The sequence below is a fragment of the Actinomadura decatromicini genome (assembly GCF_008121305.1).
In the GTDB taxonomy this organism is placed as follows: Bacteria; Actinomycetota; Actinomycetes; order Streptosporangiales; family Streptosporangiaceae; genus Spirillospora; species Spirillospora syzygii.
The window spans coordinates 1,036,338-1,060,331 of the sequence record NZ_VSRQ01000002.1; the positions used below are offsets into that span (position 1 = coordinate 1,036,338).

General features: G+C 70.0%; 20 protein-coding genes. 14 read left to right on the forward strand and 6 right to left on the reverse strand.

Features of this window, described 5'->3' with window-relative positions; translation table 11 throughout:
• Nucleotides 1-126: 126 nt before the first annotated feature.
• From FXF68_RS12555 to FXF68_RS12595, 9 genes are all read left to right on the forward strand, one after another.
• The gene (locus FXF68_RS12555; RefSeq protein WP_148759067.1) at nucleotides 127-1,086 is read left to right on the forward strand and encodes an isocitrate lyase/PEP mutase family protein; all 960 of its coding nucleotides are present in this window, start codon (nucleotides 127-129) and stop codon (nucleotides 1,084-1,086) included.
• Nucleotides 1,083-2,492 (forward strand): FAD-dependent oxidoreductase, encoded by a 1,410-nt coding sequence (locus FXF68_RS12560; protein WP_148759068.1) that lies wholly within the window; start codon nucleotides 1,083-1,085, stop codon nucleotides 2,490-2,492. The genes FXF68_RS12555 and FXF68_RS12560 overlap by 4 nt, the downstream gene beginning before the upstream one ends.
• On the forward strand, nucleotides 2,486-3,262 hold the full coding sequence (locus FXF68_RS12565) for an SDR family oxidoreductase (protein WP_148759069.1): 777 nt from the start codon (nucleotides 2,486-2,488) through the stop codon (nucleotides 3,260-3,262). The genes FXF68_RS12560 and FXF68_RS12565 overlap by 7 nt, the downstream gene beginning before the upstream one ends.
• 31 nt (nucleotides 3,263-3,293) lie before the next feature.
• Nucleotides 3,294-3,884, forward strand: a complete 591-nt coding sequence (locus FXF68_RS12570; RefSeq protein WP_148759070.1) for a cysteine hydrolase family protein — start codon at nucleotides 3,294-3,296, stop codon at nucleotides 3,882-3,884.
• A gap of 12 nt (nucleotides 3,885-3,896) precedes the next feature.
• A complete protein-coding gene (locus tag FXF68_RS12575; RefSeq protein WP_148759071.1) occupies nucleotides 3,897-5,348 on the forward strand; it encodes an FAD-dependent oxidoreductase in 1,452 nt (483 codons plus the stop codon).
• Between the two features lie 2 nt (nucleotides 5,349-5,350).
• Nucleotides 5,351-6,154, forward strand: coding sequence for an aspartate/glutamate racemase family protein (locus tag FXF68_RS12580; protein ID WP_148759072.1), 804 nt, complete (start codon nucleotides 5,351-5,353; stop codon nucleotides 6,152-6,154).
• Nucleotides 6,151-7,491, forward strand: a complete 1,341-nt coding sequence (locus FXF68_RS12585) for an FAD-dependent oxidoreductase (protein WP_148759073.1) — start codon at nucleotides 6,151-6,153, stop codon at nucleotides 7,489-7,491. The genes FXF68_RS12580 and FXF68_RS12585 overlap by 4 nt, the downstream gene beginning before the upstream one ends.
• Nucleotides 7,492-7,627: 136 nt before the next feature.
• Entirely contained in the window at nucleotides 7,628-8,101 is a 474-nt protein-coding gene (locus tag FXF68_RS12590) for a peptidoglycan-binding domain-containing protein (RefSeq protein ID WP_187437875.1), read from the forward strand.
• A gap of 25 nt (nucleotides 8,102-8,126) precedes the next feature.
• Nucleotides 8,127-9,284, forward strand: a complete 1,158-nt coding sequence (locus tag FXF68_RS12595; RefSeq protein ID WP_148759075.1) for a hypothetical protein — start codon at nucleotides 8,127-8,129, stop codon at nucleotides 9,282-9,284.
• A gap of 54 nt (nucleotides 9,285-9,338) precedes the next feature.
• Here FXF68_RS12595 and FXF68_RS12600 read toward each other — a convergent pair whose 3' ends face one another.
• The 4 genes from FXF68_RS12600 to FXF68_RS12615 all read right to left on the reverse strand — a co-directional run bounded on the left by FXF68_RS12600 (nucleotide 9,339) and on the right by FXF68_RS12615 (nucleotide 13,624).
• Complete coding sequence (locus tag FXF68_RS12600; RefSeq protein ID WP_148759076.1) at nucleotides 9,339-10,346, reverse strand: DUF2278 family protein; 1,008 nt, start codon at nucleotides 10,344-10,346, stop codon at nucleotides 9,339-9,341.
• A 141-nt stretch (nucleotides 10,347-10,487) separates the two neighbouring features.
• Nucleotides 10,488-10,856 carry a hypothetical protein gene (locus FXF68_RS12605; RefSeq protein ID WP_148759077.1) on the reverse strand — a complete coding sequence of 123 codons (369 nt, stop codon included), beginning with the start codon at nucleotides 10,854-10,856 and terminating at the stop codon, nucleotides 10,488-10,490.
• Entirely contained in the window at nucleotides 10,853-11,965 is a 1,113-nt protein-coding gene (locus FXF68_RS12610; protein WP_222869900.1) for a zinc metalloprotease, read from the reverse strand. Before FXF68_RS12610 ends, FXF68_RS12605 begins: the two co-directional genes overlap by 4 nt.
• Nucleotides 11,966-12,163: 198 nt before the next feature.
• Nucleotides 12,164-13,624: an MFS transporter gene (locus FXF68_RS12615; protein ID WP_148759078.1), complete on the reverse strand. Its 1,461-nt coding sequence runs from the start codon at nucleotides 13,622-13,624 to the stop codon at nucleotides 12,164-12,166.
• A 251-nt stretch (nucleotides 13,625-13,875) separates the two neighbouring features.
• On the opposite strand from FXF68_RS12615, the gene FXF68_RS12620 reads away from it, so the two are divergent.
• The 4 genes from FXF68_RS12620 to FXF68_RS12635 all read left to right on the forward strand — a co-directional run bounded on the left by FXF68_RS12620 (nucleotide 13,876) and on the right by FXF68_RS12635 (nucleotide 20,141).
• Nucleotides 13,876-15,846, forward strand: a complete 1,971-nt coding sequence (locus FXF68_RS12620) for a right-handed parallel beta-helix repeat-containing protein (RefSeq protein ID WP_222869901.1) — start codon at nucleotides 13,876-13,878, stop codon at nucleotides 15,844-15,846.
• A gap of 588 nt (nucleotides 15,847-16,434) precedes the next feature.
• Nucleotides 16,435-18,051, forward strand: coding sequence for a methyltransferase (locus FXF68_RS12625; protein WP_187437876.1), 1,617 nt, complete (start codon nucleotides 16,435-16,437; stop codon nucleotides 18,049-18,051).
• A gap of 675 nt (nucleotides 18,052-18,726) precedes the next feature.
• Nucleotides 18,727-19,197 carry a methyltransferase family protein gene (locus tag FXF68_RS12630; protein WP_148759080.1) on the forward strand — a complete coding sequence of 157 codons (471 nt, stop codon included), beginning with the start codon at nucleotides 18,727-18,729 and terminating at the stop codon, nucleotides 19,195-19,197.
• Between the two features lie 104 nt (nucleotides 19,198-19,301).
• A complete protein-coding gene (locus FXF68_RS12635; RefSeq protein WP_148759081.1) occupies nucleotides 19,302-20,141 on the forward strand; it encodes an NAD(P)H-binding protein in 840 nt (279 codons plus the stop codon).
• Between the two features lie 94 nt (nucleotides 20,142-20,235).
• On the opposite strand, the gene FXF68_RS12640 is transcribed toward FXF68_RS12635, so the two are convergent.
• Nucleotides 20,236-21,492: a M14 family metallopeptidase gene (locus FXF68_RS12640; protein ID WP_148759082.1), complete on the reverse strand. Its 1,257-nt coding sequence runs from the start codon at nucleotides 21,490-21,492 to the stop codon at nucleotides 20,236-20,238.
• Between the two features lie 9 nt (nucleotides 21,493-21,501).
• Entirely contained in the window at nucleotides 21,502-22,464 is a 963-nt protein-coding gene (locus FXF68_RS12645) for a M28 family peptidase (RefSeq protein WP_148759083.1), read from the reverse strand.
• 416 nt (nucleotides 22,465-22,880) lie between these two features.
• On the opposite strand from FXF68_RS12645, the gene FXF68_RS12650 reads away from it, so the two are divergent.
• A complete protein-coding gene (locus tag FXF68_RS12650; protein ID WP_148759084.1) occupies nucleotides 22,881-23,987 on the forward strand; it encodes a ferritin-like domain-containing protein in 1,107 nt (368 codons plus the stop codon).
• Nucleotides 23,988-23,994: the final 7 nt, after the last annotated feature.

The following is a 23,994-nucleotide window of genomic DNA, read 5'->3' on the forward strand; positions in this document are numbered from 1 at the left end:
GGGAAGGCAAGAGGCTCCAGCGTAAATTGTGAGCTGAAGATGGCAAGCCCTGGACCGGGGTTGCGTTGCGGCGGTGACTGGTGTCACGGTTAGGCTCTGTAGTAATCACTACATGGAGGAGTCGTTGTGCCGCACACCCCGCCCTGGGAGCCGGGCCTGCTCGCGTCGCTGACCGGCGTCGGGCCCGGTCCGAGCGCCCACGACAAGCGGGTCGCGCTGCGCTCCGCGCTCGCCTCCGGCGGGGCTCCGCTGGTGCTGCCGGGCGTGACCGACGCGCTCGGCGCCCGGCTCGTGGAGGAGGCGGGCTTCGCCGCCGCATACGCGACCGGCGCCGGGCTCGCCAACGCGGGCTACGGCCTGCCCGACATCGGGCTGATCTCCCAGGCCGAGGTGGTCGACCACGCCGGACGGCTCGCCGAGGCGACCCGCGTCCCGCTGGTCTGCGACGCCGACACCGGCTACGGCGGGCCGCTCGCCGCGATGCGGACCGTCCGGCTGCTGGAGCGCGCCGGGGTCGCGGGCCTCCAACTCGAAGACCAGGAAATGCCCAAGCGGTGCGGGCATTTCGACTCGCACGCGCTGATCCCCGCCGGGCACATGCAGACCAAGATCGCGGCGGCCTGCGAGGCGCGGACGGACGACCGGCTCGTGATCATCGCCCGCACCGACGCCCGCTCCGTCCACGGGATCGACGAGGCGATCGAGCGGGGCCGTGCCTACGCCGAGGCAGGGGCCGACGTCCTGTTCGTCGAGGCGCCCCGGACCGTGGACGAGCTGGCCCTCGTCGGACGCGAGCTGGCCGGGATCCCGCTGGTCGTCAACGTCGTCGAGGGCGGCAAGACGCCGCAGCTCACGGTTTCCGAATACGCCGAACTCGGCTTCGGCGTCGTGCTCTTCGCCAACTACCTGATGCGCTCGATGCACTTCGCGGGCCGTGAGGCGCTCGCGCACCTGCGGGAACACGGGGAGACCGCGTCCCGCGCCGGACGGATGGCCGACTGGACGCAGCGGCAGAACCTCTTCAACCTGCCGAGGTTCAGCGCCGCCGAGAGCGCGCTCGACCGCGAGTTCGGGAGCTTCGGGTGAGTTCCGCCCCCGGCGGCCTGCCGGTCGAGACGGAGCTGCCCGAGCGCGTCGGCGTCCTGGTGCTGGGCGCCGGGCTCGCGGGATGCGCCGCGCTGCTCGCCGCCGCCGAGGCCGGGCAATACGCCCTGCTGCTGGAGAAGACGGGCGAGATCGGCGGCTCCACCGTGAAGTCCGCCGGACTTTCCGCCTTTTCCGAGACCGACGAGCAAGCCGAGCAGGGCATCGCCGACTCCGTCGACCTGCTCCGCAAGGACCTGCTCGACGTCGGCAAGAACCGCAACGACCCGGCGCTGGTCGACCTGTACTGCGAGCACCAGCTCGCGACGTACCGCTGGTTGAAGGGGCACGGCGTCCGGTACGGCGAGATCCACGCCGCGTCCGGGCAGTCGGCGCCGCGCAGCCACCCCACCGACACCACCCGCATGCTGGAACTACTGCTCAGGGCGGCCGGTGAGCGCGGCGCGCGGCTCATGTTCGACGCGGCGGCGGACCGGCTCCTGCACGACGGCACGCGGGTGACCGGCGTCCGCCTGGCGGACGGACGCGAGGTGCGCGTGGACGCGGTCGTCCTCGCCACCGGCGGCTTCTCCATGAACCCGGAACTGCTCGCCACGTTCGCGCCGCAAATGGAGCACGCGCTGCGCCAAGGCGGCGCGGGCAATCAGGGCGACGGCCTGAAAATGGCCATGGCACTGGGCGCGGGCCTGCGCGACACCCCTTATATCAAGGGCACTTACGGCCATTACCACGTCGAGCATCCGGACGAGGACGGCACCGGAATCCTCGCCGTCTACAAGGGCGCGATCGCGGTCAACCGCGAAGGCCGCCGGTTCGTGGACGAGTCGAGGAACTACAAGGAGATCGGGGACGCCGCGCTCGTCCAGCCCGGCGTGACGACCTGGCAGGTCTTCGACGCCCGGACGATGGCCCAGGCCAACGACGAGGTCCCCATCTACGAGTTCGCCGGACGGGAACGCGCCGGAATGCTCGCCAAGGCCGACACGATCGCCGCGCTCGAAGCCGAGATCGGCCTCCCCGAAGGCTCCTTGCAGCGGACGGTCGCCGAATACAACACGGCGATCGAGCGAGGCGAACCCGATCCGCTCGGACGGGCCCACCTGTCCGGGGGAGTCGGGAAGCCGACACCGATCGACCGTCCGCCCTTTTACGCGCACCCGTCGGGAACGGTCATGCTCGCCACCTATTGCGGGCTCACGGTCGACACGCGAATGCGCGTCCTCGACTGGTGGGGCGCGCCGATCGAGCGCCTCTACGCCGCCGGTGAGATCACCGGCGGGCTGCACGGCGCGGGCTACATGACCGGGACGTCCATCGGAAAGTCGGGCGTCTTCGGCCGCCTCGCCGGACGCAACGCGGCAAACGAGGAAAGCGAGCTCGAATGGTGAGGTCAGCGGAACTGTTCGACCTGTCCGGGCAGGTGGCGCTGGTGGTCGGCGCGGCGTCCGGCGGCCTCGGGGAGCGCGCGGCGCGGGCCCTCGCGGACGCGGGCGCGACGGTCGCCGCCGCCGACCTGCCGTCCCGCGCCGCCGACCTCGCCGCCACCGCACGCGACCGCGGCGCGAGCGCGCACGAGATCGACGTCACCGACGAAACATCCGTAACCGCTGCCCTCGATGCCGTGGTCGCCGAGCATGGACGGCTCGACATCGTCGTCAACGCGGCGGGCGTCATGCTGCGCAAGCCCTACGACGAGACGACGGTGGACGAGTTCGAGCACGTCGTCCGGGTCAACCTGACCGGGACCTGGCTGGTCGGACGCGAGGCGGGCAAGGCCCTCACCCGGCAGGGACATGGCGGGCGCATCGTCAACCTCACCACCGTCTACGCCGAACGGGTCGGTCCGGTGCCGGAGTCGGCGTACTACTCGTCCAAGGCCGGGGTTGTGAATGTCACGCGGGCGCTCGCTGCCGAACTCGGCCCGCACGGCGTCAACGTCAACTGCCTGGCCCCCGGCGTCTTCTACCCGACGCAGATGACGGCCGCGCTCGGCGCGCAGCCCGAGCGGCTGAAGTGGTTCGGCGAACGCACCATGCTCGGCCGCCTCGGCGACCCGGACGCCGACTTCGCCGGGCCCCTGCTCCTGCTCGCGAGCCCCGCCGCCGCGTACATGACCGGGCAGGTCGTGTACGTGGACGGCGGCTGGTCCGCGTGGTGACCCTCCGACCGACCCGACCGAGGAGACTCGAATGACCGCCGCCGCCAAGAAGGCCCTGCTCATGCTCGACTACCAGGCCGCGCTGTGCGAGGAGGGCCCGCACCTGCGGATGCCGCCGCTCGCCGCGCAGATCGCCGAACGCGGCGTCCTCGCGACGGCGGAGCGGGTGCTGGCCGCCGCCCGCGCCGCCGGGACGCTCGTCGTGCACGTCCGGCTGGCGTTCGACCCGTCCTACAAGCTGCGCACGAACCGGCTGCCGCGCTTCGACCCGTACGAGGAGCAGCGCGCGATGCTCGCCGACTCGCCGGAGGCGCGGATCGTGAAGGCGCTCGCGCCTCAGCCGGGCGAGCCGGTGATCGACAAGGGCTGCGTCGACCCGTTCGTCGGGACGCCGCTGCGCGACCTGCTCGCCGCCGAAGGCGTGACGGAGGTCGTGCTCGGCGGCGTCGCGACGAACCTGGTGGTCGAGTCGGCGGCGCGGCACGCCTCCGACTCCGGGCTCCAGGTGACGGTGGTGGAGGACATGTGCGCCTCCTTCCGCCCCGATTTCCACGAGTTCTCCGTGGCGAACATGCTGCCGCTCTTCGGTTCCGTGGTCGGTTCCGCCGAGCTGGAATTCTGAGAGGAGACGGCTTTGCGGACTCACCGTTATGACGTCGTCGTTGTCGGCGGCGGCGTCGCGGGCCTTTCGGCCGCCGTCTCCGCCGCCGAGAACGGCGCCCGCGTCGCGGTCCTGGAGCGCTCGCCGGAGGCCGAGACCGGCGGCAACACCCGCCACACCGAGGCTTTCCTGCGCATGAAGTCGCTGGACGAGGTCGCGGACGGTTTCGCCGACGCCCTCGTGGACGACTTCATGGGTCACCCGGATCCGTCCATCGTCAATGACGCGGCCCTTCCTCCCCGCAGGCAGAGCGCGCTTTATCGCGCCACCCACACCGTCGACCCCGAATATGTCGCGGCGTTGGCGGAGAAGGCGCCGCCGACGCTGCGCTGGATGTCCGGGCACGGCGTGCGGTTCGATTTCATGCCGACCCCGTTCCTCACCCAGTCGACCACGCGGATGGCGCCGGTCGGCGGCGGGCTCGCCATCGTGGAGACGATGGGCAAGGCCGCCCGCGGGCTCGGCGTGGAGTTCCATTTCGAGACGACCGCGCGGCGGCTCGCCTTCTCCGAGGAGGGCGTCAACGGCGTCGTCGCGCACACGCCGGACGGGCCCGCCACGTTCGAGGGTGCGGTCGTGCTGGCCAGCGGCGGCTACCAGGGGAATTTCGAGCTGATGGCCCGCTACCACGGCGACCGGGCGCTGACCTGCCGTCCGGTCGCGAAGGGCGGGAACTACAACAAGGGCGAGGGGCTGGAAATGGCGCTCGCGCTCGGCGCCGCGACCGCCGGGAACTTCGCCCTCTTCCACGCCGAGCCGGTCGACCCGCGCAGCGGCGAGCCCGAGGCCGCCATCTTCTGCTTCCCCTACGGCGTGCTCGTCAACAAGGACGGGCGCCGTTTCGTGGACGAGGCGCGCGGCACCGTCGACGCCTGGTACGAGCGGACGACCCGCGCCATCCAGGCCCAGCCCGAAGGGATCGCCTGGGTCATTCTCGACCGGCGGGGAATGGCGGTGCCGAACCTGATGGCGGGCGTCCGCACCGACATCGCGCCCGTCAGCGCCGACACCATCGGCGACCTGGCCCGCCGCCTCGAACTGCCCGTCGAGGCCGTGGAGTCGACCATTTCCGAGTACAACGCGGCCTGCCCGCCGCCGGACGGGTTCGACCACACTCGTCCGGACGGGCTCGCGACCAGCGGGCTCACTCCCGCGAAGTCGAACTGGAGCCGTGCCATCGCGGACGGGCCTTTCACGGCCTACCCGATAATGGCGGCGAACGTGTTCAGCTTCGGCGGCCTCAAGACGACGGCGGAGGCCGAGGTCGTCGACCGCGACGGCCGCCCCATGACCGGCCTCTACGCGGCCGGGGAACTGACCGGGCTGTACTACTCCAATTACACCGGCTCGACGTCCGTGCTGCGCGGCGCGACGTTCGGACGCATCGCCGGCGTGAACGCCGCCGCCCTGGCGCTGGGGACGTGAGCATGCGCATCTGGCACCAGTCGTTCACCGTTCTGGACGACGTCCCGCATTACCGCGACGCGCTGGCCCGGCACCTGCGTTCGCAGGCACGTCCCGACACCGAGATCGAATTCCACGGGATGAAGGCGGGCACGTATCCGTCCGACTATCCGGGAACGCACATCGGCTACGCCTACCTCTCCGGGCTGCACAAGGAGCAGTTCGTGCACGCCGCGCTCCAGGCCGAGGACGAAGGCTGCGACGCCTTCCTCATCGCCACCATTCCCGACACCGCGTACGAGGAGGTCCGGACGCTGGTCGACATCCCCGTCGTCGCGTTCGGGCAGACGTCCGTGCTCATGGCCGCGCAGCTCGGCGACCGCGTCGGGATCGTCAATTTCATCGGCGCCCTCGAACCGCGGCTCCGCCGGAACATGCGCGACTACCGGCTCGACCCGCTGGTCGGCCCCATCGTCCAGGTGGACGCCGAATTCTCCGACGTCATGGCCGCCTACGCCGATCCGCAACCACTGCTGAAAGCCTTCACGTGGGCCGCGCGAAAGGCGATCGAGGCGGGCGCGAACGTCATCGTGCCCGGCGAGGGCCCGCTGAACGTGTTCCTCGCCGACCAGGGCGTCTCCCGGGTCGACGACGTGCCGGTGCTCGATTCCCTCGGCACCTGCGTGCGCGTCGCGGAACTGCGCGCCGCGCAATTCCGGGCCACCGGTCTCGTCCCCGCGCGCCGGGGCTTCTACGGCGCGCGCCCGCCGCGCCCGCTCGTCGACGCCGCCCGCGATTTCTACGGGACGAACAGGACCCTGACGTGACCGCCTGGGACACCGAGGTCGACATAGCCGTCGTCGGCGGCGGAGCCTGCGGGGTGATGACCGCGCTCCGCGCCGCGCGCAATCCCGGCCGTCTCGTCGCCGTATTCGAGAAGTCCACGCGCGAGGGCTGCAACGCCGCCATCTCGTCGGGGTCGCTCGCCGCCGGAGGCACCCGCTGGCAGGCGGCGGCGGGCATCGAGGATTCCCCGAAGCGGCACGCCGACGACATTCTGCGGGCGAGCGGCGACGAGGAATGGCGTCCGGTGGTGGAGGCGCTCTGCGCCGCCGCCCCGCACGTCGTGGAATGGATCGCCGACACCGGATACCCGATCGAACTCGGCACCGACATGCCCCGCGCCGGAATGACCGCGCGGCGGCTGCACACCGACACCGGACGGCTCGGCGGCGCCCGGCTCATGCGCCACCTGCGCGCCGTTCTCGAAACCCACGACAATGTCGCCTTCGTCGACGAGGCGCCCGTCGTGGACCTCGTGTCGCACGAGGGCCGGGCGGTCGGCGTCGTCGTCTCGCAGAACGGCTCTCTCCAGCGCGTCAGGGCCGACGCGGTCGTCCTCGCCGCCGACGGTTTCGCGGGTAACCAGGCGTTGGTCGCGGAGCACCTCGCGTACCTCGGGACGCCTTTCTACGGCGGAGTGTCCACGTCCACCGGAGACGCGCTCGCCTGGGCGCTGCGCCTCGGCGGGCAACTGCGGAACATGGGCGCGGGGCTGCGTTCCGGACTGGTCGTCGTCGGCCACGGGACCCGCGTGTCCCCGGCGCTGCCGTTCAACGGCGCCGTCCTGGTCAACCGCGACGGCGAGCGTTTCGTGGACGAGGAGTCGAAGGGCTATTCGTCCATGGCGGGAGTGCTGCGGAACCAGCCGGGCGAGCGCGCCGCGATGGTCTGGGACGCCACCGCCATGGCCGCCACCCGCGAATCGGAGATGATGCGCGAATGCCTCGCCGCGGGGGCCGTTCACGACCGTCCGACCGTCGAGGAACTCGCGGGTTCCCTTAGCCTGACGGCGGCGGACACCGAGCGCGCCCTGACACCGCTGCCGGGCCGCCGCCCCCTCACCGCGCCCTACCATTTCGCCTGGGTCACCCACGGCCTTCTCACCACCCAGGGCGGCCTGGTGATCGACCCGTCCGGGCGCGTGCTGAACGCCGAAGGCGAGCCGATCCCCGGGCTTTACGCGGGCGGCGGGACCGCCTGCGGCCTCGCCGGGCCCCATTCGGACGGCTACCTTTCCGGCAACGGCCTCCTGTCCGCCTTCGGAATGGGCTGGATCATCGGCGGCGGCCTGGCCGCCGTCACCGTTCCCGGCCTCCCGTAGCCGCACCGGCTTTTGCCCGCCATGGAGACGCGCCGGGCGTATGGGCGCAACCCTGTCGACGACCTACGGTCCCTTGGTGGTCTTTTCCCAAATCGCTTTGTTTGACTGGAGGAAATGCGCGAGAGAGGAGATCACCATGCCGGCCCCACCGTTCCAGCCCCCGGAGATGAAGTATCCGCCGATCACGAGCGGCGCGACCGTCCGGCAGTGGCAGCAGCAGATGAAGAACCGCGGCTGGAACCTCGTCCCGGACGGGAAGTACGGCCCGATCAGCGAGCGGATCTGCGTGAACTTCCAGCGCGAGCACCGGCTTGAGCCGGACGGCATCGTCGGCCCGATCACCTGGCGGGCCGCCTGGGAGGCCCCGAGCACGCTCGCCCCGCAGGCCCCCGCCGAGGTCCTGCACGTGGGCTCCTACGGCGACGCCGTCGCCGTCTGGGAGGAGCAGGCGGACCACCGCGGCTGGCCGGTCAAGCACGTCGACAGCTCCTTCGACGAGGAGACCGCCGCCGCCTGCAAGGCGCTCCAGGCCGCCTACGGCCTGCCGGTGACGGGCAATGTCGACTACCAGACCTGGGACGCCGCCTGGCGCGAAGCGGCCCCCGCCTAGCCCCTCCGGACGGCCGGGAGGCCGGATGAGCCGCTGGACCGACTGGATCCCCGGCGCCGCGCGGCTCCGGGAGCGGCTGCGCGAGCGCGGCTCCTGGGTGCTCTGCGAGGAGGTGCGCGCGGGCATCCGCGAGCTGGACGTCCTCGTAGCCGCCCGCAGGAACGACGGCAAGGTGTCCCGCCAGGACGCCGAGCTGCTGCGCGGCGCCGACGACGCCCTGCGCGAGGCTTCCCGCACCATCGCCCTCGACAGGCACCGCAGGGGCCTCACCGCGTCCCACGTGACGAGCGCCCAACTGCACCTGAACTCCGGGCGCTCCCTGTGGATGCGGACGCTGTCGCCCCGGGACCTCCAGTGCTACCTGCCCGCGATGATCGCCACGGTCAAGCAGTACCTGGTGCCGACCGACGAGAACCGGGCCGTGGTCGAGGAGATCGCCGGCCGGGTGCGGAAGTCGCAGGTCACCGGGCGTCCCGCGCGGCTGTCCGGGGACCAGCTCGTCACCCTGGTCGCGTCGGTGTCCGCGGCGCGGCAGGCCGCGCTGCGGGAGAAGCTGCGCGCCAACAGCTTCGTGCGGATCGTCCACTGGGTCACGATCTCCCTGTTCCTGCTCGTGATCGTCATCGGGGTGCTCACCGCGTGGCGGGACTCGGCCGTCCCGCTGTGCTTCTTCCCCGTGTCGGCGCCCGGCTCGAACGGCGAGGTCAGCGTCGTCTGCCCGGTGGGCTCCAGGATGGACGTCCCGCGGGCCGACGTCGCGGCGGTCACCCGGCAGACCGCCGGGTGGGCGGACTACGTCGTCGTCGAGATCGTCGGGATCGTCGCGGCCGGGATCGCGGCGGCGACCGCGCTACGCAAGATCCGCGGGACGTCCACCGCGTTCGGCATCCCGGTCGCGCTCGCCATGCTCAAGCTCCCGACCGGGGCCCTCACCGCCGTGCTCGGGCTGCTGCTGATGCGCGGCGCGTTCGTCCCGGGGCTCAACGCGCTCGACTCGTCGGCGCAGATCATCGCCTGGGCGGTCGTCCTCGGGTACTCGCAGGAGCTGTTCACCCGGTTCGTCGACCGGCAGGGGCAGGCCGTGCTGGACAGCGTGCGCGAGCCCGTCCCCGCCACGCCCTCGGCGGCGCGGCCCGCGCCCGCCGCGCCCGCGTCCGCGACGGGCCGCGCCCCGCCGCCCTGACCCTTGGTCCCCTTGACCCTTGGTCGCCTTGACCTTCTCCTAGAAGACCAGTTCCTAGAAGACCAGGGTCCAGCCTTCGCGGGACGCCTGCTCCCGCGTGTAGGCGACGCCGTCCACCTTGAGGCCGTCCGCGTTCAGCAGGGTGATCGCGCCGCCGCCGTTGCCGAGCTGGACGGGCGGCGCCAGCGGCACGGCGAGCGCCGCGCCCGGCTCGATCGTCCCGGACAGCGGCAGCCGGTTCTTCAACCGGTCCGCGATCGACCAGCCGTCGAGGACGATCCGCCCCGGCGACGCGTTCAGCAGCGTGACGGTCTCGTGCTCGGGCGCGGGGCCGACCGGGTTCACCAGCGCGCCGACGATCCGCACCAGGCTGTCGGGCGAGCCCGGGCCGGGGGCGGGGCCGGGGTCGCCGGTGTCGGGGATCGTGTGCCCGGTGGTGTCGTCGGTGTGCCACGACTGCGACCCGAACGCCAGGAACAGCGCGATCCAGCGTCCCGACGACAGCCGGATGAGGAGGCCGCCGTCCTGCCAGACGCCGTCGTCGGCGGTGAACCGTCCGGTGTTGCCCTGGTTCATGTGGATGTCGTGGACGCCGTTCCCCGGCGCGAACCCGAAGATCTTGTCGCGCTTGTCCTCCGGGCCCCAGCGCTGCCCGAACGCGAACACGCGGGCGTCCTGGTCGTTCAGGGCCTTCTGGACGTGGTGGTCGAGGAACTCCCCGAGGTCGTTGTCGGGGCCGGGCAGGCTCGTCGGCGCGGGACGCATCGCCGTCCGGTCGAACAGGTTCCCGCGGACGAAGTCGAGCGCCGCCCCGCCCGGCTTGCTGTCGAGCGGGGTGAACCCGTCCGCCAGCCCGGCGACGGCATCGGTGACCGGATGCCTGAAATCGTCGACGGCCAGGTAGAGGAGGTCGGGCGGGGAGGTCTGCGAGCGGATGTTCACCGCGCAGCGGAAATCGGTCTCCCCGGCCTTGAGATGGATCTGATAATGCGGCGTATCGGTCGTTTCGATACGGCGGTCGGCGACCGCCGCTTTGAGCACGCCATAACCGTCGATCGGCATCGCAGCCACCCTCGCGTTCGTCCGGGCGGCGGCCCCGAACGCGCCGCCCTCGCACATCTCGACGGTCGCAGTATCGCCGAGTCGCGTACAGTCGCTTTCCCGTACTTGGCCAAAACCGGTAATGATCCAGCCGCGCCCCGTTCACTCCGCGGGCTTGGCGATCACGAGCCGGTCGGCGGTCCTGGACAGGACGGTGATGCCGTACGGCGCGCCCCGTCCGGCCGGGAACGCGACGGCGATCCGGTCGGGGCCGTGCCGCTCCCAGCGGCCCCGCACCTCGCGCGGACGGTCGTCCGGGCCGGGACGGTACTCGGCGAACGTGCCGTCCGCGCGGAACTCGATGCGGCGCCGGGGCCGCCGCGCCGGACGGAACGGGTGGTCGGCGGGCCGGTACACGGCGGCCTCCTCGGTGTCCTCCTCGAAGGCGTGGATCCAGGCGCCGGTCACGTCCGGCGGCGCACCGTCGGGCGCTCCGTCGGGCGCTCCGTCGGGCGCGCCGGAGCCGCTCACGAGCCGGAGCCGTGGCCGACGAGCCCCAGCATGTTCTGGATGTCGGTGAGGACCTCCCTGGTCAGGCGCTCGGAGTCGTGCAGGAGCTGCTCGACGTCGCCGTCCTGCCCGGGAACCCCGGCGGGCTCCTTCGCGGCGGCGGGCGCGGGCGCGGCGGCGGGCGCGGGCGCTGTCCCGGCCTGGTGCGCGACGACGAACGAGGCGCGCGGACCGTCCAGGCAGGCGTTGATCCGCTCGCGCTGCCCCTTGGTGAACATGAACATGGTGTCGTCGTCGACGTAGTCCATGTAGTTCACGAACATGTCGCCGTTCGGCCCGTTGTCGCAGGTGATGTGCGGGAACTTAGGCTTGCCGGTGTTGGAGTCGGCCTGGTTCGGCGTGTCGGCGACGCGGTCGTCGTTGGTGCACGCGCCGTCGTCGTCGCCCCAGATGTGGAAGAGGTCGAGCCAGTGGCCGATCTCGTGGGTGGCGGTGCGTCCCCCGTCGAAGGGGGCCGCGGCGGTGCCGGTCGTCCCGAACGCCGTGTCCAGGATGACGACGCCGTCCGTCTGCGGAGGCCCGCCGGGGAACTGCGCGTAGCCGAGCAGGCCGCCGCCCAACCGGCACACCCAGATGTTGAGGTACTGGTCGGTCGGCCATGGGTCGGACCCACCGGTCGCAGCGGCCTTCACCCCATCGTTGGCGTCGAAGCCCGTCTGGTCGGTCTTGACCCGGACGATCCCGTCCGTGGGATTGCCGAGCGGGTCGGTCGTGGCGAGGGCGAACTGGCACTCGTTGTCGGCGACGAGCGAGCGCCACACGTCCGGCACCTTCGACACATCCGGGTTGGTGGCCCGGTAGTCGCGGTTGAGGACGTCGATCTGGCTGGCGATCTGCGCGTCGTCGATGTTCTGGTCCGCGTCGTTGTAGACGACGTGGACGACGACGGGGAACGTCACCACGCCGCGCCGCGCGGCGCTGCGCCGTCCGGTCTCGTACATGAGCGCCCGGTTCTCGATCCGCTGCCGCTGGGCGCGGTAGGTCATGCTCTCGTTCAGCAGCCTGCGGTGCACCTGCATGGCCCCGCACAGGTCGCGTCTCGGCGGCGGGAATGGGCTGGTCTCGGTCATGGCGGGGTCCGTCCTTTCGCGTGTCGGTTTTCACCGCCTCTTCGCCAGACCTACCAGCCGCCGTTTCTGAGGCGCGTTGCGATAATCCAAAACCTCCTCAAAAGCTGTCGTTCATTGGCCTTTCAATACTTCGGGCCGGTTAATGAATTGTGCGGGGGGCCGCCCGATCGCGGCCCCCCGCACAATCTCCTGGGACGGTCAACGCCCCGCGGACTTCTCGTGCTCCGCCCCGGAGACGGGCGCGGGGACCGGACGCTCCGGCCGCGGCGTCCGCAGCGTGGCGGCCACGAGGCCCGCCCCGACGAGGGCGACCAGCCCCGCGCCGACGAACGCGGCGGAGAACCCGTCGGTGAGCGCGGGCAGGTTCCCGACCTGGTCCGCTCCGGCCGACGCGGCGATCGCGGTCATCGCCGCCAGTCCCAGCGCCGACCCCACCTGGTAGCTCGTGTTGACGATGCCGGAAGCGAGCCCGCCCTCCTCCGGGCGCGCCGCCGAGATCGCGGTGCCGAGCGACGGGATGAACGCGAGCGACATGCCGAGCGCGGCGAGCAGCGAGGCGGGCAGGACGTCCACCCAGTACGAGCCGTCCGAGCGGACGAGCGACAGCCAGCCCATTCCGGCGGCGAGCACCAGCAGGCCCGCGACGGTGACGGCCTTCGGCCCGAACCGGCCGATCGCCCGCGGCGCCAGCACGATCATCCCGAGCATGATCAGCACCGTCATCGGGACGAGCGCGGCGCCCGACGGGAAGGCGCTGTAGCCGAGGACCTGCTGCAGGTAGAGGTTCAGGAAGAACCACATCGGGATCCACGCGCCGCCGAGCAGCAGTTGCGCGAGGTTCGCGGCGCCCAGGTTCGGCGCCCGGAAGATCGACAGCGGCATCAGCGGGGCGCGCCGGGACGCCTGGACGCCGAGGAACGCGCCGAGCAGCGCCAGCCCGGCGGCGAGCACCAGCCAGGTCTCGCCCGCGTCCCAGCCGACCTCGGGGGCGCGGACGACGGCGAACACGATCGCGCCGAGCCCGGCCGTGGAGGTCAGCGCGCCGACCACGTCCACCGAGCCGCGCGCGCGGCCGCTGCCGCCGGGCATCAGCGCGGGCGCGGCGGCCAGCGCCAGGACGGCGATCGGGATGTTCACGTAGAACACCCACGGCCACGACACGTACTCGGTGATGACGCCGCCGAGGAACACCCCGGCCGTGCCGCCCGCCGGGGCCGCCGCCCCGTACAGCGACAGCGCCTTGGTCAGTTCGCGCGGCTCGGAGCCGAACAACATCATCAACAGCGTGAGCGCGGCGGGCGCGATGAGCGCCGCGCCGACGCCCTGGAGGGCGCGCCCGGTCAGCTCGACCTCGACGTTCCCGGCGGCGCCCGCCACGGCGGACCCGGCGAGCAGGACGACCCATCCGGCCGAGAACAGCCGCCGGGCGCCGAACAGGTCGGACAGCCGGCCGCCGAGCAGCAGCAGGCCGCCGAACGCGACGACGTAGGCGTTGAAGACCCAGGACAGGTTCTCCTGCGAGAAGCCCAGGTCGTCCTGGATGCGCGGCAGCGCCACCCCGATGATCGAGGTGTCCATGATCACCATGAACTGGGCCAGCGCGATCAGCGCGAGCGCCCACCAGCGGCGGCTCGCGGACGGTGCGGAACGAGCGGACATGACCATCTCCTTCTCCTACCCCTAGGGGGTATATATCCGGAAAACGGGGCTTACCCTAGGGGGGTATCTCCGAAACGTCAACCCCCAGGTGGGGCGCGGGCGGGTCAGCCGATCGTCGTAGGCCCTCGGTCCGAAAGTCGCCGTCTTCCGGTACCTGAGGACGAGGGTCCGATCGACGTTCAGCCGACGCGCGGGCCGCCCGCCTCCGGAGAGGGTCGAGAGGAGCTCATCGATCCGTTTCGGGAGGCGGAATGGGAATCAAGCGGACGGTCGCGGCCTCGGCCGCGGCGATGCTGGTGATCGGCGTGCCGCTGGCGACGCTGCCGCGGTCGGCGTCGGCGGGGCCCGGCCTGCGGCTGTTCGTCGCGCCATGGGGGAACGACGCCTGGCCGGGCACCATCGAGCGGCCCTTCGCGACACCGGAACGCGCGCAACGGGCCGTTCGGAAACTGACGGCGACAATGGCGTCGGACGTCGTGGTGGATTTCCGGACGGGCTTGTACCGGCTGGCGGAGCCGCTCACCCTGACGGATGACGCGGGCGACTCCGGCCGCAACGGCCACCGCGTCATCTACCAGGCGCACGGCTACGGGACGCCGCACCAGGAGAAGGTGACGCTCAGCGGCGGGCGCGAGGTCACCGGCTGGCGGCCCGCCGAGAACTTAAAAGGGTTCTGGCGGGCCGACGTCGGGGGAACGGACGTCCGCCAGCTCTACGTCAACGACCGGCGGGCGCCGCGCCTCAGCCGCGGTAGTTCGGGGCCTGACGGCGGCGTGCTGAAACTGACGAGGACCGGTTACACCACCACGAGCGCCGTTCCGCGGACGTGGCGCAATCCCGCCGACATCGAGTTCGTCTACCGGTACTCGTATGTCGAAGGCCGGTGCGGAGTGGCCGGGATCTCCGGCGGCGCCGGTAAGACCACGATCACCATGGACCAGCCGTGCTGGGACATGGCCCGCAACCTGTACGGCGCCGAAGCGCTCAAGGAATGGTTCGCGATCGAGAACTCGCCGAGCTTTCCGAGCAGGCCGGGCAGCTGGTATCTCGACCGTTCCCGGCCCGGTCGGCATGTGCTGCTCTACCGTCCGCTGCCGGGGGAGGACATGCGCCGCGTGCGGGTGACGGCCCCTGTCCTGCAATCCCTCGTCAATGGTTCGGGACGGCCCGGACGTCCATTGCACGACATCGCCTTCAAGGGCCTGACGTTCGCCCACGCGACGTGGCTCGCGCCCAACGAGCCGGGCGGATTCGCCGCCGCGTGGAGCATGTACATGCGTCCGGCGAAGGACGGCATGACGGCGTTGACGGTGCCGGGTAACGTCGCCTTCCACACGTCCGAGCGCATCACCGTGGAGGGCAACCGCTTCGCTCACCTGGGCGCCCAGGCGCTGGAGTTCTCCAAGAACAGTTCGTACAACGTCGTCGACGGGAACGTCGTCACGGACGTCTCGGACGGGGGAATCCTGCTGGGCGTCGTCCCGCCCGACATGAAGGGCACGAATCGCGGCAACCGCGTCACCAACAACTGGATTCACGGGACGGGGGCGGAGTACAGCGCGTCGTCCGCCATCTGGGACACCGCGACGCAGCACACGACCATCGCCCACAATCAGGTCAACGACGTCCCGTACAGCGGAATCCTGTCCGGGCCCAGCGAGGATCTGCGGGGCATCATGCGCGGCAACCGGATTCTCGATAACCGGGTGTTCCGCACCAACCGCCTGCTGGCGGACGGCGGCGGCATCTATCTGCGCGGCGAGCAAGGGACGGGCTTCGCGGACGGCGCCGTCATCAGCGGCAATGTCGTCACCGAGAGCAAGTTCAACCCCGAATGGAACGTCGGGATCTACACCGACGACAGCACCAATTGGGTCACCGTGGATCGCAACGTCGTCTACGACTACGTCGCCTCGATCGGCGGATGCAGCGAGGAGTGGGGGAACCGGCCCGTCCAGAACGTGCGCTATCGCGGCAACTTCTGGGACGACGCCGTCCCCTCCTGGGTGAAGCGCCGCGAGTTCCCCGGGGCCTGGCCTCCGGCCGACGAGCAGAACCCGGAAGAGGGGTGCGGCGAGCCACGGAAACTGCACTTCGAGAGGAACACGAAGCTGTCTCCCGCCAATCCTGGACGGGCCTGCGGCGCGGATCCGCGGTGCGTGGCGATCGTCCGGAACGCTGGGCTGCTCCCGCCTTACCGCCACCTCCTCCTAACGCCATGACACGCCCGGCTTGGACGACCTGGTCATTCGCGCGTCGCCACTGATCGACTGCGGTGTTCGCCGCCCCTCGCCGTGCGCGATGGGTTGGAATGAGCGTGTAGGTGAGGACACGCAGAGTGATCAAACAGAGCTGATGCGGCGGCCTCTACGCGGCCGTCTGTGCCATCGCTGGACGCTCCCTCACCCGCGAAGAATGGGCGCGCTACGTCCCCGGGCAGAAGTTCCGCACCATCTGCTGATCGCGGCCTTCCGAATCGGCGTCCGGCGCGGCTCGCGAGCCTTCTTATTAGAGGACAAGCAAGATCATATGCTGAGGTCCAACATAAATACGGTGACCCGGTTCGGGTGGTGCGGAGAACAGTTATTAAGGGGCGAGTGGTACTCTCGCCGGGGGTCGGGAAAACCATAGTTTTAAATGGAGTGTGCATGGAAAGCGGCTCGCGTAGGGCTGTCGCTCCCGCGTCCCACGTCACCGGCGATGACCGGCGGCGAATCGGGGAAGTCCGTGACTATCTGCGGTCCCGGAGTGACTCCGATGCCGTGGCCGATGTCCTGCCCTTGAACGCTCCACTTGAGATGGTCGAGGCGGTGACCGAGAACTGTGCGGTGGATCACGTCGGCTGCCTCGTCTTCTCCTCCGATATTCAGGCCGTGCGGTCCCATCTGCGGGATCTCGGGTTTCGGCTGACGCGGCCGAGTTCCGGGGCGCTGGTGCGCGACCGGCTCGCCGTCCGGTACCGCGTCCCGGAAACTCGATTGAAGTCCGGGTGCCTTGACGTCAAGGCCGTCCAGGCGCAATTCCCGGACGATATGTCCCGTGGCGTCGAGCTCTTCTGCGTCGATCCGGGCGATGAACTCGACGCGCTCGCACTGCGCGACGAGCGTGTGGCGCAACACGAGAACCATCTCGCCGTGCGGCTCACCGATCCCGCCCTTCTGGAGGAAGTGCGGGACGCTCTCGGACGTCCCGGCGGCCCGCGCGCCGACGGCGGCGGATACGACCCGGACCACGGCGAAGTCGGCGCCACCGTGCTGCACTTCCGCGCGGACGGTCGCACCGAGCTGGGCTGGCCGCGCCGCCTGGAGGTCATCGCCTCGGGACGGCACACCGATACTCTGCTGCGCCATTTCGCCGCCGAGACCGCTTCCCGCGAAGCCGACGAAGAGGACCGGCGGCTGCTGCGCCGCCTGACCGGCGCCTGGGCCACCCAGGCCCTCCGCGCGATGGCCGAGCTCGACCTCTCCGACCACCTCGCCGAACGCCCGCTGTCGTGCGCGGAACTCGCGAACCTCACCGGTGTCGACGCCGACCGGCTCCACCGGCTGTTGCGCGCGTTGTGCCACCCCTGGATCGGCGCGGTCGCACCGTCCGGGCGGGCGGCCTTCGCGCTGACCGACTTGGGCCGCCGCCTTTCGCGCGACGCACCGAACTCGATGCACCATCTCGCGCGGATGTACGGGGACCTCTTCTACGCGAGCTTCGGCGCGCTGACGGAGGGAATCCGGGACGGCGCGCAGCCCTTCACGAGCGTGTACGGGCAAGCGCCGTTCGACTACCTCACCGACCATTCGCGCCAGCGGCACCTTTTCACCCGGGCGATGGCCGAGGGATCGGCCTTCTTCGCGGACGTCGCGACCGTCGTCGACCTCTCGGAGGCCGCGCTCGTCGCCGACATCGGCGGCGGGAACGGCGAGCTGCTCGCCCAGTTGTGCGACACCCACCCGCACCTGAAATGCGCGCTGCTGGAGCGTCCCGAGGTCATCGGCGCGGCCAGGGACAACCTCGACGCCCGGGGCCACCTGGACCGCTGCTCCTTCTTCCCCGGCTCCTTCACCGACAGCGCGCACATGCCGGTCGGCGCCGACGTCTACATCGTCGCCCGGATCCTGCACGACTGGGACGACGAGAAGTGCCTTTCGATCCTGCGCGCCATCCGGGCCGCCGCGACCACCGAAAGCACGCTGCTCGTCATCGAGCGCCCCCTCTCCGACGATCCCAGCGACCCTTGCGTGTCCGCGCTGTGGGACCTCAACATGCTGGTGAACAACGTCGGCGGACGAGAGCGCACCCGCGACGAATACCGCCGCCTTCTCGACAGGGCGGGATTCACGGTCATCGGCGAGCGGCCGCTCCGCCTCGACATCTCGGTGACGATCGCCCGCGTCCACGAAACACCAGGAACCGCAAGGCCCACGGCCGACTAACCGCTCGCATGGGCTACGACGACCTCAACGTCCTCCATGCGGCCATGATCGCGAAGGCAGCCTTGGAGGTGATCGTCTGAGGACGTTGGTGCTGCGTGACGGTGTCTCGCAGGTCGACGTCGATGACGCCTGACGACCGTCTCGCGGAGCGGTACACCGTCCGGGACGCTTCCGATGCACCTTCGCCGGGGTGGCCGAAATCGGCGACTCGCCGTTCTCCGTTCACCGCCGCGACGGCCCTGCCGTGACCCGCACGGCTACGCCGGAGCGGAACGCGCCGCCACCTCGCCAGGGAGACCAGGCGTCTCACGCTCGGCCGCTCGGTTTTGTCGGACAAAGTCCGCACGCGCACAGAAGAAGAACCGGGAACGCCCTCCAGCCTCGATCACAACACCCGCCCATCGCCGTCCACGGCGAGGACCGCCGCCCCGGCCAGCGGGATTACGGCCTTCCCTACCCCGCCAAGCGGGTTTTATCGGTAATTTACGACAAAGCGAGTTCGTTCCCGCGTCGCAGCAGGTCAGCGGCCCTACCCGATCGCACACCATCCTTGTCAGACGAAGTGAGAATGGTGATGACCGAAACTCGCTATGTGGATCCAGGTGCCCTCAATCCGGTCTGGCATTCCCATTGACGGTGTGGATACTTGATCATGTGCGTATCTCAACTGCGGCAATGGGAAGCTCGGTGTTCCTCGCTCTCGCCCCGGGAACGGTGGCCGGACTCGTCCCCTGGTTACTGACGAAATGGAATGCGAACCCGTGGTGGCTCCCGGTGCGGGCGCTGGGCGCGGTCCTGGTCGTGGCGGGCGGGGCGGTGCTCCTGCACAGTTTCGCCAAGTTCGTGTTCGAGGGACGGGGCACACCCGCACCGGTCGGCATGCCAGAGCGCCTCGTGGTCGGCGGAATGTACCGCCACGTGCGCAACCCGATGTACATCGCGCTGGTCGTCGCCGTCATCGGGCAGGCGCTGCTGCTCGGACGCCCCGTCCTCTTCGGCTACTCGGTCGTCGTCGCCGCGCTGATGTGGGTGTTCGCGACCTTCCACGAGGCCCCGCTGCTGATCGAGCAGTACGGCGAGGAATACGAGCGCTACCGGTCGGCCGTCCCCGGATGGGTGCCCCGGTTGCGCCCCTGGCACGGCTGACCCGGCACTCGACGAATGACTCGACACCAAAACGAATGACCCGACACCGAACGAATGACCCGACGTCCAACGAGTGACCCGACAGCGAAAGGAGAGAGTTCGCCGTGATTCTGGTCACCGGCGGCACCGGGAATGTGGGCGGTCATGTCGTCCGCCAATTGGTCGAGGCGGGGGAGAGGGTGCGGGTTCTCACCCGCGACCCTGACGCGCATTCGTTTCCGGACGAAATCGAGGTCGTCCCCGGAGACCTGAGACGTCCGGAGACATTGGCGGCGGCGCTGGCAGGCGCTCCCCGGGTGTTCCTGTTCCCCGTCATGAGCGGTCTCGACGGTTTTCTGGGCGCGGCGTGCCGCGCGGACACCCGCCATCTCGTCATGCTGTCGTCGGCGGCCGTCACCTTTCCCCGGCTCGGCTGGATAGGCGAGATGCATCTGCGGCTGGAGAACGAGGTCGGCGCGTCCGGAATCCCGTGGACGTTCGTCCGCCCGGACGCGTTCATGACCAACGACCTGGCCTGGAAGCGGGAGATCCAGGAGGCCGGGGTCGTCCGCGCGGCGTACGGGAACGCCGCGACGGCGCCCGTCGACTCGCGCGACATCGCGGCCGTCGCCGTCCGGGCACTCCTCGATGAGCGCGCCGGGGAGTCGTTCACCCTCACCGGCCCGGAATCGCTCACCCAGTACGAGCGGGTGCGGATCATCGCGGACACGGTCGGATGGCCGGTGCGTTTCGAGGAACTGTCCCGGGACGAACACCGGGAACTGATCCTCCGGCGGCACGCCGGACTGCCCGAAGCGGGCGTCGACGAACTCCTCGACCTGCTCGCCGAGAACGTCGGAAGAAGCGCCGACGTGTTCCCCACGGTCGAAGAGGTCACCGGCCGTCCAGCGTTCACCTACGCGGAATGGGCCGCCACCGCGGGCTTCGCTCGCACCCGACCCTGAGTCCGAGCGCATGAACGCGCCGCCGGGCGGAAAGCACAGCCCGGCGGCGCGTCCTAAATGCGACCTAAATGCGACCAGCTGCTACCGCCACGGTTCAGTGGCTCGCCTTGCAGTACTGGTCCTGCTTTCCGATGGCCCGGTAGGGGCAGTCGGCGAACTCCGCGAGAATGAGGAGCGGGTCCCGGTTGATCTGGGTCAGCGACTCGATCTGCGAAGGCGCCGGGTAGAAGCTGCCGCCGCCGAGTTCGAACGTGTAGGAGAAGATGCGCTGGTCTCCCCACGTCCAGTCGCCGGAGCTGCCGTCGTTGATGTAGAGGTCGCTCGACTGTTCAGGCGTGTACCCGTTGATCCGGGCGACCTGGGTGCCGATGGCGCGGTGCGCGGCCTCCTCGTCCGCCGACATCGAGCCGGAGACGGTGTCGGCCGTCGTGTACCCGAACGGCCACAGCACCAGGTTCGCGACGGAGTGGATGTCGAGGAACATCTTGATCTGCTGCTTGCCGCCGATGTTCCGGCTCCGGATGAAGTTCGTGACGGCCTTCAGCTCCGGCGCCGACTCGGGCGACGGCCCGCGGTAGGTCTCGCTGGACGGGCTGGTGGACGACCCGCCGCAGCAACCCCACTTGAAGTTGTAGTTGCGGTTGAGGTCGGTGCCCTGCCCCTGCCGGTTCTTGCGCCACATCCGCCCGGCCTGGGTGTCGCTGGTCATGTCGTAGATCTGGCCGTCCACGTTCAGGATCGGGATGATCCAGAACTCGCGGCTGTTGACCAGGTCGGTGATCCGCTTGGTGGAGCCGTACTCCTTGGTGAGGATGTTGATGAAGTAGAGCGCCTGCTCGTTGGTGAGGCGCTCGCGGGCGTGGATGTTCGCCTGGTAGAAGACCTCGGGCTCGTCCTCGTCCGTCGCGACGTTGTCGCTGATCTTGACGCCGACGATGTCGCGGCCCTCGTAGGTCTTCCCGATCGTGAACTTCTTCGCGATCTGCGGGTAGTTCGCGACGACCTGGTCCAGCTCGGCCATCGTCTCCGCGTGGGTGTGGTACGACGCGGCGCTCGCCGGGTAGCGCGGGAACGCGCCGAGCGGCTGCACCTTGAACCCGAGCTTCTTGATCGCGGCGGTCTCGGCCGGGATCGCGCTGACCTCGATCCCGCCGTCCGGACGTTGCAGGTCGATGGCCGCGCCGGTACGGGCGAGCTGCGTCCGCTGCTCGGACGTCTTCGGCCCCGTCACCAGATAGCGGGCGGAACCGGACGGCGCGGGCTGAGCGTCGGCCTGCGCCTGCCCGGCGGGCAGGACCGCCGCGCACAGGCATGCCGCTGCGAGGACCGCCTTGAGGCTTCGTTGTCTCATCGCGGGCCCCTACGCGGCCGGACGGTACGGGACGGCCGGCACCGCGGGGATGCCCGCGAGCTTCCACAGCGCGTACGCGGCGGCGTTCGTGGCCGTGCCGAGCACGGACGAATCGATGTTGTTGATGTCGTCGCAGCGCGTGTGGTAGCAGGGGTCGTCGCCGCTGCTGATGCCGCTGACCTGGATGCCCGCGCTCTTGAACGAGGCGTGGTCGGACCGGGCGCCGACGTTGATGCCGTTCGTCGCGAGCCCCTTGCTGCGGAAGTACTCGGTGAACGTCGCGCCGAGGGTGGACGAGTCGGTGTAGACGCCCCAGGTGCGGGTGTTCTTCGCGCCGACCATGTCGAAGTTGAGGTAGGAGCTGATCTTCGACCGCTCGGCGGCGGGGAGCTGCTGCACGTAGTACTTCGAGCCGATCATGCCGAGCTCTTCGGCGCCCCACCAGCCGAACCGCAGCCGCTTGGTCGGACGGGCGTTGGCGCGGGAGACGGCGAGCGCGGTCTCCAGGACGGCGCTGGTCCCCGACCCGTTGTCGTTGATGCCGGGCCCGGCGGGGACGCTGTCGAGGTGGGAGCCGAGGAACACGATCTGGTTGGCGTCGCCGTAGGGCCAGTCGGCGATCACGTTGTAGCCGGTCGCGCCGTTGTAGGTGAAGGACTGGAGGGTGGTCTGGAATCCGGCCGCGTCCAGCTTGGACTTCACGTAGTCGGCGGAGGCCTTGAATCCGGCCTTGCCGTGCGCGCGGTTGCCGCCGTTCGCGGTGGCGATGGTCTGGAGTTGCTGGGCGTGCGCCAACGAGTTGGCCGCCGGAATGTCCGGCGACTGGACGGCGACGAGCGCCGGACGCGGGGCGGGCTGCGCCAGCGCGCCGCCGGGGACTCCCAGCAGCGCGGCGAGGAGCCCGGCGCCGATCGCGGCCGAGCCGAGCAGGCTTCTGCGTTTCAGGAGCCTGGCAGGTGTCGTGTCGCGCATTTCGCAATTCCTCCTGGCGGGGGGCTCTGGCGCATGCCGCGCCAGAGGGGGGATTTCGGTGGATGCTATACGCGGTCATTGGCGGGGTAAACGGCAGGACCGGACGAGTTTTCTACATCGCATCGAAAAGGCCGGTCAACCTGCTTGAACGAAGGAAACGGATTGAACTTCGCGCGGTCTTCGCGCCGGCCCGGTTCGGTGATCTAGAAACCCCGGAGGCCAAGCGGACGGCCGGTAGCATGGTGGTGGTACGTCCCGCGGCACGGGGCCGGCGGTACGTCCGGGGGCGCGGCAAGAGTACGCCTGCTTGACCAAAGGTTCACCCCGCTATTTCTCAGCGGCGCGGTTGCGCCGAGCGCGATTCGGTAAGGGGGCCATAGGGAGTGCGAAGCGCGTTAGGAAAGGACGGGTATGCGATGGCCATGCTGGTCGACACGATCTCGGCGCAGCTCACCGTGCCCGAGGCCGATCGGGACATCACCTGGTTGCGCGAGAGCCTGCAGGCGGCCATCGCCGTAGAACTGGCGACGATTCCGCCCTATCTATACGGATTGTGGTCGATCAAGGACAAGTCCCAAGAGGTCTACCGCCATATCCACGCCATCGTGATGCAGGAGATGCTGCACATGGGCCTGGCGTGCAATCTGCTCTCGGCCGTCGGCGGGCAGCCCCGGATCTCGGCGGCGGCGCTGCGCTATCCCACGAAGCTTCCCGGCGGCGTGCGGGAGAACTTCCCCGTCTACCTGGAGGGCCTGGCCGCCGCGCCGAACAAGCCGGGTGACGTGGTGAAGAAGGTCTACATGGAGATCGAGATGCCGGAGCACCCGGTGGCGTTCGCGCCGACGGACGGCTCCGGGGGCCGGGAGACGTTCCCCACCATCGGCGCCTTCTACCAGGCGGTCAAGAAGTGCATCAACAAGCTTTCGCCGCAGTTCGGCGGGACGCAGCAGACGGCGCGGGCGATAGGGCTGTTCAGAATCGGCAAGCTGGCCGACGCGAACAAGGCCGTCGACCTCATCATCGACCAGGGTGAAGGCAGGCCCGAGACCGGTCCCGGCACCCTCGAAGAATTCCCGGCGGACCGCAGCCCCGCGAAAGTCGCCCACTACTACCGCTTCAAGGAGATCTGGACCGGCCACCACCTGAAATACCACTCGGCGCAGCGGAAATGGAAGTTCGACGGGCCGGTGATGAAGCGTCCGGCCGTGTATCCGCTGGCGAAGATGGGGGCGTCCGGCGTCCCGTCCCCGAGCGCGGAGCTGAAGAAGAGGCTGAAGGAATGCAACGACACCTACCACCTCATCTTGAGCGATCTCGAAACCGCCTGGAAGACGGGCCGGGAGGACGACATGGACCTGGCCGTCGACCGGATGCGCAACCTTGAGGACGGCGCCGCCGAGCTCATCAAGTACCAGGTGGCCAAGAGGCTTCCGAAGATCTACGGCCCGGAGTTCACACCCCCGCCCGCCCCGCGAACCGACACACGCGAACAAGCGGACCGCAGCGCCGCGTTGACCGACTGAGGGGCGA

What these genes read in the sequence shown, in the direction of transcription:
- FXF68_RS12565 (WP_148759069.1), top strand. Translation starts at nt 2,486, where the DNA reads ATGGTGAGGTCAGCGGAACTGTTCGACCTGTCCGGGCAGGTGGCGCTG.
- FXF68_RS12570 (WP_148759070.1), top strand. Translation starts at nt 3,294, where the DNA reads ATGACCGCCGCCGCCAAGAAGGCCCTGCTCATGCTCGACTACCAGGCC.
- FXF68_RS12580 (WP_148759072.1), top strand. Translation starts at nt 5,351, where the DNA reads ATGCGCATCTGGCACCAGTCGTTCACCGTTCTGGACGACGTCCCGCAT.
- FXF68_RS12590 (WP_187437875.1), top strand. Translation starts at nt 7,628, where the DNA reads ATGCCGGCCCCACCGTTCCAGCCCCCGGAGATGAAGTATCCGCCGATC.
- FXF68_RS12595 (WP_148759075.1), top strand. Translation starts at nt 8,127, where the DNA reads ATGAGCCGCTGGACCGACTGGATCCCCGGCGCCGCGCGGCTCCGGGAG.
- FXF68_RS12600 (WP_148759076.1), bottom strand. Translation starts at nt 10,346, where the DNA reads ATGCCGATCGACGGTTATGGCGTGCTCAAAGCGGCGGTCGCCGACCGC.
- FXF68_RS12610 (WP_222869900.1), bottom strand. Translation starts at nt 11,965, where the DNA reads ATGACCGAGACCAGCCCATTCCCGCCGCCGAGACGCGACCTGTGCGGG.
- FXF68_RS12615 (WP_148759078.1), bottom strand. Translation starts at nt 13,624, where the DNA reads ATGTCCGCTCGTTCCGCACCGTCCGCGAGCCGCCGCTGGTGGGCGCTC.
- FXF68_RS12620 (WP_222869901.1), top strand. Translation starts at nt 13,876, where the DNA reads ATGGGAATCAAGCGGACGGTCGCGGCCTCGGCCGCGGCGATGCTGGTG.
- FXF68_RS12630 (WP_148759080.1), top strand. Translation starts at nt 18,727, where the DNA reads ATGGGAAGCTCGGTGTTCCTCGCTCTCGCCCCGGGAACGGTGGCCGGA.
- FXF68_RS12640 (WP_148759082.1), bottom strand. Translation starts at nt 21,492, where the DNA reads ATGAGACAACGAAGCCTCAAGGCGGTCCTCGCAGCGGCATGCCTGTGC.
- FXF68_RS12645 (WP_148759083.1), bottom strand. Translation starts at nt 22,464, where the DNA reads ATGCGCGACACGACACCTGCCAGGCTCCTGAAACGCAGAAGCCTGCTC.
- FXF68_RS12650 (WP_148759084.1), top strand. Translation starts at nt 22,881, where the DNA reads ATGGCCATGCTGGTCGACACGATCTCGGCGCAGCTCACCGTGCCCGAG.